Origin of the sequence: Ramlibacter sp., assembly GCF_029866045.1 — a bacterium.
Taxonomy (GTDB): Bacteria; Pseudomonadota; Gammaproteobacteria; order Burkholderiales; family Burkholderiaceae_C; genus Ramlibacter.
Genome location: NZ_JARXAB010000010.1, coordinates 1 through 7,907 on the forward strand (window position 1 = coordinate 1; position 7,907 = coordinate 7,907).

A 7,907-nucleotide genomic window follows, 5' to 3' on the forward strand; every position below is an offset into this window, starting at 1 on the left:
CTGCAAGGGCACCGTGCCGAAGGCCATCAGGCGGTCCGGGTGGGTTTGTGCGACGTGGGCGAGGCGGTCATTGACCATGCGCGCGTTGTTTCTGGCGAATTCTTCCTCGGCCCAGTAGCAGTAATGGCCGGGCGCGGGGGAAATCACCTGGATGTCGACACCGCCAGCGTCCATCGCCGCCAGCCGCTCGTCGACGCCAGTAATGCGCCCTCGGGTGCGGGCCAGCATCGCGGCGCTGACTTGGCGTGATTCGGGCGAGACCCATCGCTGGGTGGGTTCGGGTGTTGCGGGTCCATTCGCCTTGGCCAGTGCTTCCGCCTCGGCCACGACCATGTGGCAGTGCATGTCGATGACGACGGAGGGACGGTCCCGCCGCGGCGGCGTGGCCGTGGGGTTGGAGGCGGTGATCCCGCAGGTGTAGAACTGTTCCATATTTCCTCCTGCGGACGGTTGCTCAGACACTCGATGGCTTGAGGATCGTATTCGGTCGGTAGCGTTTGACGGCCTCGTGGTGCGTGGAGTCCTGGCCCATATAGACGCCGCGTTCCCATTCGCGCTTGAGCGGGTCCACCACCTGCAGGCTCATCCGGCCGATGCCGTGGATGCAGATTTCGACTTGCTCTCCGTCTTGCAGGAAGCCCAGTCCCTCATGGTTGGTGCCGCACGAGAGGATGTCGCCCGAGTTGAGCGTCATCACTCCGGAGGCAAACTCCACGATCTCGGGGACCGTGTGTTCCATGTCGTCCGTGTTGTAGTTGTGGCGAAGTTGACCATCGTTCCAGAACTGCACATGGAGGTCGTTCGGATTTTCGATCTCGTCGGCTGTCACGATGCAAGGCCCGATGGGTGCGAAGGTGTCGAACGACTTGCCGATCCAACTCATCGACGAGCCGGGTGCCCAGGTGCGGCGCCCTTCGCCGCGTGCGGTGACGTCGATGATGCAGGTGTAGCCGAAGACGGCGCTGCGCCAGTCGGCGCGGGCCACCGACTTGGCCGGTCCCTTGATCACCACCGCCAACTCGGCCTCGTGCATGAAGGAGGACGGCGCGGTATTGGCGGGCAAGTGAATGGTGTCCCCCGGGCCGATCACGGCGTCGGGATTCTTGAGGAACATGTTCAGCGGCTTGGGGTCTCGCTGCGCATGTTCCCAGTAGTTGCCGATGGCGTTGAGGATCTTGCGTGGCTGAGGCAGCGGGGGGCCCAGACGAACCTGCTCATGGGGCATGGCGTGATCGCGCTCGGCCGCCAGATTCAAGGCTGCGCGTACCTGGTCCAAGTGGTCGATCAGCCAGACCATGGCGGATTGCCCCGCCAGGCCGGCCGGCAGGTAAGCCCCGATCGGGACCACGCCCCGTTCAAGCAGCAATCCCGGCAGCAGCGCGTCGCCGGGTCTCTTGTAAAGCACGAGTTTCATGTCGACTGCCTTGGCGTACTCAATGGCGGGGAGGCGGCGGGTATCCGAAGTTCCAGACGTTGGAGGTCGATGGCCCGGGAGCTGTCTCTCGGGGCACCCAGTGGTCATCGACCACGTCCATGTCGGCGTCGTATTCAATATTGCCGCCGAAGGGGCTGTTGAAGTACCAGAACACGTTGGCCCCGTAGATATGGCGACCCGGGCCCCAGGCTGTCTGATAGCCCTTGTCGGCAAAGCGCTTGCCGGCGAGCATCACCTGGTTCATGTCATTGAGGTGGAAGGCGATGTGGTGCAGACCCTTGAAGGGCGCGCGCTGCACCAGGAACAACTGGTGGTGCTCGGGGTTGCCATCCGTGCGCATGAAGGAGCCCATATTGGTGAAACGGTCCGTGGCCCGGAACCCGAGCCGCTCCACGTAAAAGCGCTCCAGACGCGCCACGTCTTGGGTGTAGTACACGAGGTGACTGAGCGTGGCCGGGACAATCGGCGCATCAAAGTCGATCGTCGTGTTGACGACGCGCTGGGGCGGCGCCCCCGGTACATTCACCTTGGCGGGTTCATTTTTCAGCTCGATCCGTTGCGTCACCTGAAAGCCGATAGCGTTGCCGTCGTCGTCCGCCGAGATCAGCAATTCGCCGGTGACCTGCACCGGCCGGTCACGACCCAACTCCTTGGCAATGCGCTCCAGGGCGGCGCGGTCCGAAACACCCCAGCGCGCCAGGCGGATGGTAGGGCCGCCGACCGGCGCAGGTGGCAGGTCGGGGTCTTCGCAATGTCGGACACGCACGCCCGTGCGGTCCGAGGCCCAAAAGACGAGCTCCTTGTCGTCGGCACGTTCTTCGATCAGCCCGTAGTCCGCCAAAAAGCGCCGCCCAGCGGCGAGATCCTCGGTGGTCAGCGTGACCTCGTCCAGACCCACGATTGCCATGAAATTCCCTTCGTTCAAATCGAGTGCCAATTGCGACCCGGGCGAATCGCGCCAGCCGGGCCAGCGACCCAGTTAGGCGCGGCTTCGCTGGAGAGACTTCGGGTGCTTTCTATCCGCCAGCGTAGCCTGCTCGGCGGCCTGCAAGAAATCGTTTAGCTCGATCGAAGCCATCATGAGCGCTGATGCCTGCGGTGCATCGACCAGCCCGATGGATTCAATCGGGGGGAATGATTTCCCCCATCCAAGGCCCGCTCCTACCATCTCGCGATGGCAAGCAAGAAGATTCTCATTGTCGGTGGCGGCATCGCCGGCCTGACGCTGGCCATTTCGCTGACCCGGTGTGGCATCGCCTGCGAAATGATCGAGAGCAACCCGCAGTGGGGCGTCTACGGCGTGGGCATCATCTTGCAGTCCAACGCGCTGCGTGCACTGGAAACCCTGGGGCTCGCGCAGCGCTGCCTGGACGCGGGCTTCCCCTATTCGACCACCCGCTATTACGACGCGAAGGGCCAGTTCGTCCGGGAGCGCACCAAACCCAATTTGTCGGGCGATCGATTCGCCTCCTCCACCGGGGTGCTGCGTCCGGTGCTGCACGATATTTTGCGCACCGAGGCGCTGGCCCTGAATGTGCCCGTTCGCCTGGGCCTGACGGTGAGCCGGCTCGAGCAAGCGGGCGCCCGGGTCGACGTCACCTTCAGCGACGCCAGCGTGGGCAGCTACGACCTGGTCGTGGGCGCCGACGGGGTTCGTTCGGAGATGCGCCGCACCGTCTTCGGCGCCGAGCATCAGCCCACCTTCATGGGGCAGGCCTGCTGGCGCTTCACCGCCGACCGGCCTGCCGAAGTTCCCTGCGCGGTGATGTACGCGGGAACCCAAACCCAGGCAGGCCTGATTCCGCTCACCCAGGACAAGATGTACCTGCTGCTGCTCACGGCGGAACCGGGTAACCCCCGGCTGGAGCGAGACAGCTTGCGCGGCATGCTGGCCGAGCGCCTGGGCGAGTACGGCGGCCTCATCGGCGAGTTGGCGCGCGCGCTGCCTGACTCGAGTGACATCGTCTACAGCCCGCTGGAGCCGCTGCTGATGCCGGCCCCCTGGCATCGCGGGCGTGTGGTGCTGGTGGGCGACGCAGCGCACGCGACCACGCCGCATATCGCGCAGGGCGCCTCCATGGCCTTCGAGGATGCAGTGGTTCTCAGTGAGTTGTTGGGCGAGGCGCCGAGCATCGACCAAGCGCTGCAGGCTTACACGGCGCGGCGGTGGGAGCGGTGCCGCTTGATCGTCCACAACTCGCTGCAGATCGGGCGCTGGCAATTGCAAGCCTGGGAAGGCAAGCCCGACCCCCAAGCCGACATCGTTACCCTCAGCAACCAAACTTTGGAGGCCTTGCGCGCTCCGATCTGAGAGGCGCAGCCACACAACTTATGCAGACCATCGACTTTACCCATGACCCCGGCAAGACCAGCTGGGTCGAATCAGCCAACGGCCATTCGGACTTCCCTATCCAGAACCTTCCCTTAGGGCGCTTTGCCCTGGCCGACGGTCGGCCCCGTGTGGGCGTCGCGATCGGCGAGCACATCGTCGATCTCGGGTCGCTTCGTGCGATGGGATTGCTACCTCTGCCAGGTGCGCTGGGCCAAGAGCTGGAGGAGTTGCTGTTTTCGGCCAGCGATGCGGTGGGTTTGACCGCAGCCGCGCGCCTGGCCCTGCGCCACGAGGTGTTTCGTGTGCTCGATGGTCAGGGGCCGCAGGGGGAGGTGGCGCGCCGCCGCCAGGGCGAGTTCCTCCGGGCGTCCGCTGATTGCACCCTGTTGCTGCCCTCCCAGGTGCGCAATTATTCCGACTTCAACGCAGGCATCTACCACTCAGCGCGCGGCGGTCTCCGGCGCGGGCGGCCGATGGCGGAGGCCCTGCTTCCCAATTACCGGCATGTGCCGATTGGGTACCACGGCCGTGCCTCGAGCGTGCAGCCCTCCGGCACTGACATTCGGCGCCCTTGGGGCCAGATCGTGCCCGCGGGCGCGAGCCAACCCGTCTTCGAGCCCTCGCGCAAGGTGGACTTTGAGTTGGAGTTGGGCATTTGGATCGGGAGGGGTAATCCGGCGGGCCAGCCCATTCCCGTGGGGCAGGCCGCCGCGCACATCGCTGGCTACAGCCTGCTCAATGACTGGTCCGCCCGGGATATTCAGTCCTGGGAGTCCGAGCGGCTGGGACCATTTCTTGGCAAGAGCTTTGGCACCACGGTCTCTCCTTGGATCATTACGCCGGAGGCCTTGGCGCCGTTTCGCTTGCCCGCCTTCACGCGCGCAGCGACGGACCCGCAGCCGCTGGACTACCTTCTCGATGCGGCCGACCAGGCAGACGGCGGGCTCGATCTCTCGTTGGCCGTGCACCTGCAGCCTGCGGGCGTGACCGACACCTTCACCCTCTCTCGCAGCCATGCTCGCTATCTGTACTGGACACCGGCGCAAATAGTGGCGCATCAGACCTCCAACGGCTGCAATCTGCAGGTGGGCGATGTGCTTGGAACCGGAACGATCAGCGGCCCTGGCGCCGACGAATTCGGTGCCCTGCTCGACGCCTACGACGCCACCCGGAGCAAGCTGAGCTTTTCCGGCTTTGAGCGCACATTCCTGTCGGATGGCGACCAGGCCATGCTGGAGGCCCGCGCCCACCGTGAGGGGCGGGTGTCCATCGGATTCGGACCCTGCCGCGGGCAGATACTGCCTGCCGTGAGCCGATAGACAGACGGATTGACCGCTGCCCTCTCAGGCCTTCGCTTGTGCGCCATGCGTCAGGGCCGGCGGTTCGCCAAAGGCCTCCCGGGCGGTGTCGACGATCAGCTCACGCAGCCACTGGCTTCCAGGGTCTTCCTCCCGAAACATCGGCCATTGAAGCATCGCCACCAGCGGTGGTACGGCGGCAGGGTGGGGCAGGATCCGAATGGGGAGGGCGGCTGCGCTCATCTCGGCCAGGCGCCTTTGCATCGGTGCAATCATGCGACTGCCAATCACCATCCGGGGGAGTGTGTCGAACGATGGCACGAGCAGGGCCACTTTGCGCACATAGCCCTGTTGCTGCAGCCAAGCATCCTCGAGGGTGAGGCTGTTGTCCCGGCTCATTGCGCGCATGGCCTGAGGGGCAGCGAGGAACTGCGCGAGACTCAGCGTTTCGCCAATGTCCTGGTTGTCCTTGCAGGCCACACACACATATTCATCGACGAAAAGAGGCGTGCAGGGGTGTTGGGGCAGGGTGAGCCCGCCAACGCCCAATGCGGCGTCGATATGGCCCATTGCCATGCGCTGCTCGTGGTCGTGCGAGCGCAATTGAATGTTGAGGCTGGCGCCTGGCGCGGCCGCCAGAATTTTCGCGGTGACCAAGGGCGCGAAGACGGTCAGCAGGTATTCGGAGGCGGTGATGGTGAAGGTTCGGTCCGTCGTCGCCGGATCAAAGCCCGGACGGCTGGTGACGACGGCGGTGACCCGGGCCAGCAACTCGGTGACCTGAGGCATGAGGCCAGCCCCGAACGGGGTGAGCACCATGGAGCGCCCCACCCGCACCATGAGTTCGTCTTGGAAGTGTTCCCGCAGTCGGGTCAGCGCGCCGCTCATGGCCGGCTGGCTCACGTGCGTGCGCTGGGCGGCCTTGGTGACGCTTTGCTCGGTGAGCAAGGCGTCGAGGGCAATGAGGAGGTTGAGATCGAGTCGCTGCAAATGCATGCGGGGGCTCCGGTGGAGCCACCTTTTTAGCAGACTAGTCCGGCAGGGCCTCCGGCCCTGCCCGTTCAGGCCTTGCCAGCCGTCTCCGCCTGGAAGCCGACATACGCGCGGCGAATGTCCTCGAGCAGGCGTTCCTCGGTGTCGGCCCATTCACGCAGCTCCCCCAGCGGCATCTCGTGGGCGACGACTTCGGGATCGGTGCCGGCCAGAAAGCCGACCCGGGCGTGCGCCAGAATCAGTTCGAGGTAATCGAGCATGCGGCGCAACTCGGGCTTGCCCGCCACCGGGCCATGTCCTGGGACGATGACATCCACGTCTAGCTGCAAGATGTCTTTGACCGCCTGGATCCATCCTTGCAGGCTGCCGGCAAACGCGGCAGGGCAGACCCGGTTGAAAAACAGGTCACCAGCGAACAAGATCTTGCTCGCAGGAAGCCAGGCCACCGCATCGCCGTCGGTATGCGCCACCCCGGGGTGAAAGAACTTCACCTCGTGGACGCCCAGATGCAGCGTGACCTGGTCATCGAAGGTGAGGTCCGGATACACCACCTCGATGCCCTCGAGGTCAGGCGCGAAAAAAGGCCGCTTGCGCGCCCACCGCTGTACGTCACCCTGTCCGGCCTGAACCATGTGATTTCTGCAGGCCCGATGCGCGATCACACAGGCCGGCATGAAGCGCTTGACGCCAAACACATGGTCGGCGTGGTGATGGGTAAGCAGGACCCGGCTGACCGGCTTGTTGGTGACCCGCTTGATCGCATCGTGAAAGCCTTGCTGCATGGACCGCGTGCCCAAGGTGTCCACCACGGCGCAATAGTCGTCGCCGACGATCAGGCCCGCATTGCTGTAGCCGGCATTGCCATGCGGTCCATTGGGCTGAACATAGGCGAAAACGCCGTCTGCCAGCTCCTTCATCCCGAAGGACCAGTCAAGAAGGCTCATACGTTCCTCTCGCGGTCAGATCGCGCCGCAGCCATCATTCGGGTTGCACGCCGGCAGCGCGGACCAACTGGCCCCACTTTTCCGTCTCACGGCGCATGAATGCGCCCATTTCCTCCGGCGAGGTGGGCTCGGGTGTCAGGCCCGCCTGCTGGTAAAAACTGCGTGCGGTTTGACTGCCCAACGCAGCCCGGAAGATGGCATTCAGACGCGCAACGACCGGTCGTGGCGTGGCGGCTGGCACGAATACCGCGGACCATGCGGCGAGTTCGAAACCGGTGAGGCCGGTCTCGGCCATGGAGGGCACCTGGGTCAGGGTGGGATGGCGCCGCAGGGTGCTGACGGCCAAGCCGCGTAGCCTGCCTTGCTGGATCAGCGGCTGCGCGGCGGGAACGTCGACCACCGCAAAGTCCAGAGTCCCGCCCAGCACATCAGTGATGGCCTGCGGAGAGCCCTTGTAGGGAACGTACTGAACCTTGGCGCCGGCCATCTGCTGCATCAGCTCGGCCGACATGCGGCTTGACGAGCTGGAGGCCCCGTAGCTCAGCTTGCCGGGCGACTGTTTGGCTTTGGTGAGGAGGTCCTGCGCGCTCGTGATCGGACTGGTTGCCGACACCACAAAGATCATCCCGCCTTTGTTGATCAGGGTCACCGGCGCGAAGTCGGCGATGGGGTCGTAGGGAAGCTTGTTGAACATCGACGCATTGGCTGCGTGGGTGGTGTTCGACCCGATCAGCACGGTGTAGCCATCGGCGGGGGCCGTGGCCACTGCCTGGGCGGCGATGAAGCCGGCCGCGCCTGGCCGGTTCTCGATCAAGATCGGTACCTTGGCTTCCTGGCTCAAGGGCTCGATGATGGCGCGCAGGACAACGTCGATGCTTTGCCCTGCGGCAAAGGGAACGACCAGC

At 64.8% G+C, this 7,907-nt stretch carries 7 protein-coding genes and 1 pseudogene; 2 read left to right on the plus strand and 6 right to left on the minus strand.

Going from position 1 to position 7,907, the window contains the following annotated elements; all coding sequences use genetic code 11:
* The 3 genes and pseudogenes from QE494_RS00570 to QE494_RS00580 form a co-directional block, all read right to left on the minus strand.
* Window positions 1-432 (minus strand): annotated as a pseudogene (locus QE494_RS00570) (amidohydrolase family protein); the annotation flags it as partial.
* A gap of 22 nt (window positions 433-454) precedes the next feature.
* The gene (locus tag QE494_RS00575) at window positions 455-1,414 is read right to left on the minus strand and encodes a fumarylacetoacetate hydrolase family protein (RefSeq protein ID WP_300040419.1); all 960 of its coding nucleotides are present in this window, start codon (window positions 1,412-1,414) and stop codon (window positions 455-457) included.
* A 19-nt stretch (window positions 1,415-1,433) separates the two neighbouring features.
* Complete coding sequence (locus QE494_RS00580) at window positions 1,434-2,342, minus strand: VOC family protein (RefSeq protein WP_300040421.1); 909 nt, start codon at window positions 2,340-2,342, stop codon at window positions 1,434-1,436.
* Window positions 2,343-2,609: 267 nt separating this feature from the next.
* Here QE494_RS00580 and QE494_RS00585 point away from each other — a divergent pair, with 267 nt between their 5' ends.
* On the plus strand, window positions 2,610-3,746 hold the full coding sequence (locus QE494_RS00585) for an FAD-dependent oxidoreductase (RefSeq protein WP_300040423.1): 1,137 nt from the start codon (window positions 2,610-2,612) through the stop codon (window positions 3,744-3,746).
* Between the two features lie 20 nt (window positions 3,747-3,766).
* Entirely contained in the window at window positions 3,767-5,086 is a 1,320-nt protein-coding gene (gene fahA / locus QE494_RS00590) for a fumarylacetoacetase (RefSeq protein WP_300040425.1), read from the plus strand.
* 24 nt (window positions 5,087-5,110) lie between these two features.
* Here fahA and QE494_RS00595 read toward each other — a convergent pair whose 3' ends face one another.
* The 3 genes from QE494_RS00595 to QE494_RS00605 all read right to left on the minus strand — a co-directional run.
* Window positions 5,111-6,061, minus strand: a complete 951-nt coding sequence (locus QE494_RS00595) for a LysR family transcriptional regulator (protein WP_300040427.1) — start codon at window positions 6,059-6,061, stop codon at window positions 5,111-5,113.
* A gap of 65 nt (window positions 6,062-6,126) precedes the next feature.
* On the minus strand, window positions 6,127-7,002 hold the full coding sequence (locus QE494_RS00600; RefSeq protein WP_300040429.1) for an MBL fold metallo-hydrolase: 876 nt from the start codon (window positions 7,000-7,002) through the stop codon (window positions 6,127-6,129).
* Window positions 7,003-7,036: 34 nt separating this feature from the next.
* Window positions 7,037-7,907: tripartite tricarboxylate transporter substrate binding protein (locus QE494_RS00605; RefSeq protein ID WP_300040431.1), on the minus strand; the 871-nt coding region annotated here is incomplete at its 5' end.

Bases quoted from the DNA above. Each gene is read 5' to 3' on its own strand.
- QE494_RS00575 (WP_300040419.1), bottom strand. From the start codon at position 1,414: ATGAAACTCGTGCTTTACAAGAGACCCGGCGACGCGCTGCTGCCGGGA.
- QE494_RS00580 (WP_300040421.1), bottom strand. From the start codon at position 2,342: ATGGCAATCGTGGGTCTGGACGAGGTCACGCTGACCACCGAGGATCTC.
- QE494_RS00585 (WP_300040423.1), top strand. From the start codon at position 2,610: ATGGCAAGCAAGAAGATTCTCATTGTCGGTGGCGGCATCGCCGGCCTG.
- fahA (WP_300040425.1), top strand. From the start codon at position 3,767: ATGCAGACCATCGACTTTACCCATGACCCCGGCAAGACCAGCTGGGTC.
- QE494_RS00595 (WP_300040427.1), bottom strand. From the start codon at position 6,061: ATGCATTTGCAGCGACTCGATCTCAACCTCCTCATTGCCCTCGACGCC.
- QE494_RS00600 (WP_300040429.1), bottom strand. From the start codon at position 7,002: ATGAGCCTTCTTGACTGGTCCTTCGGGATGAAGGAGCTGGCAGACGGC.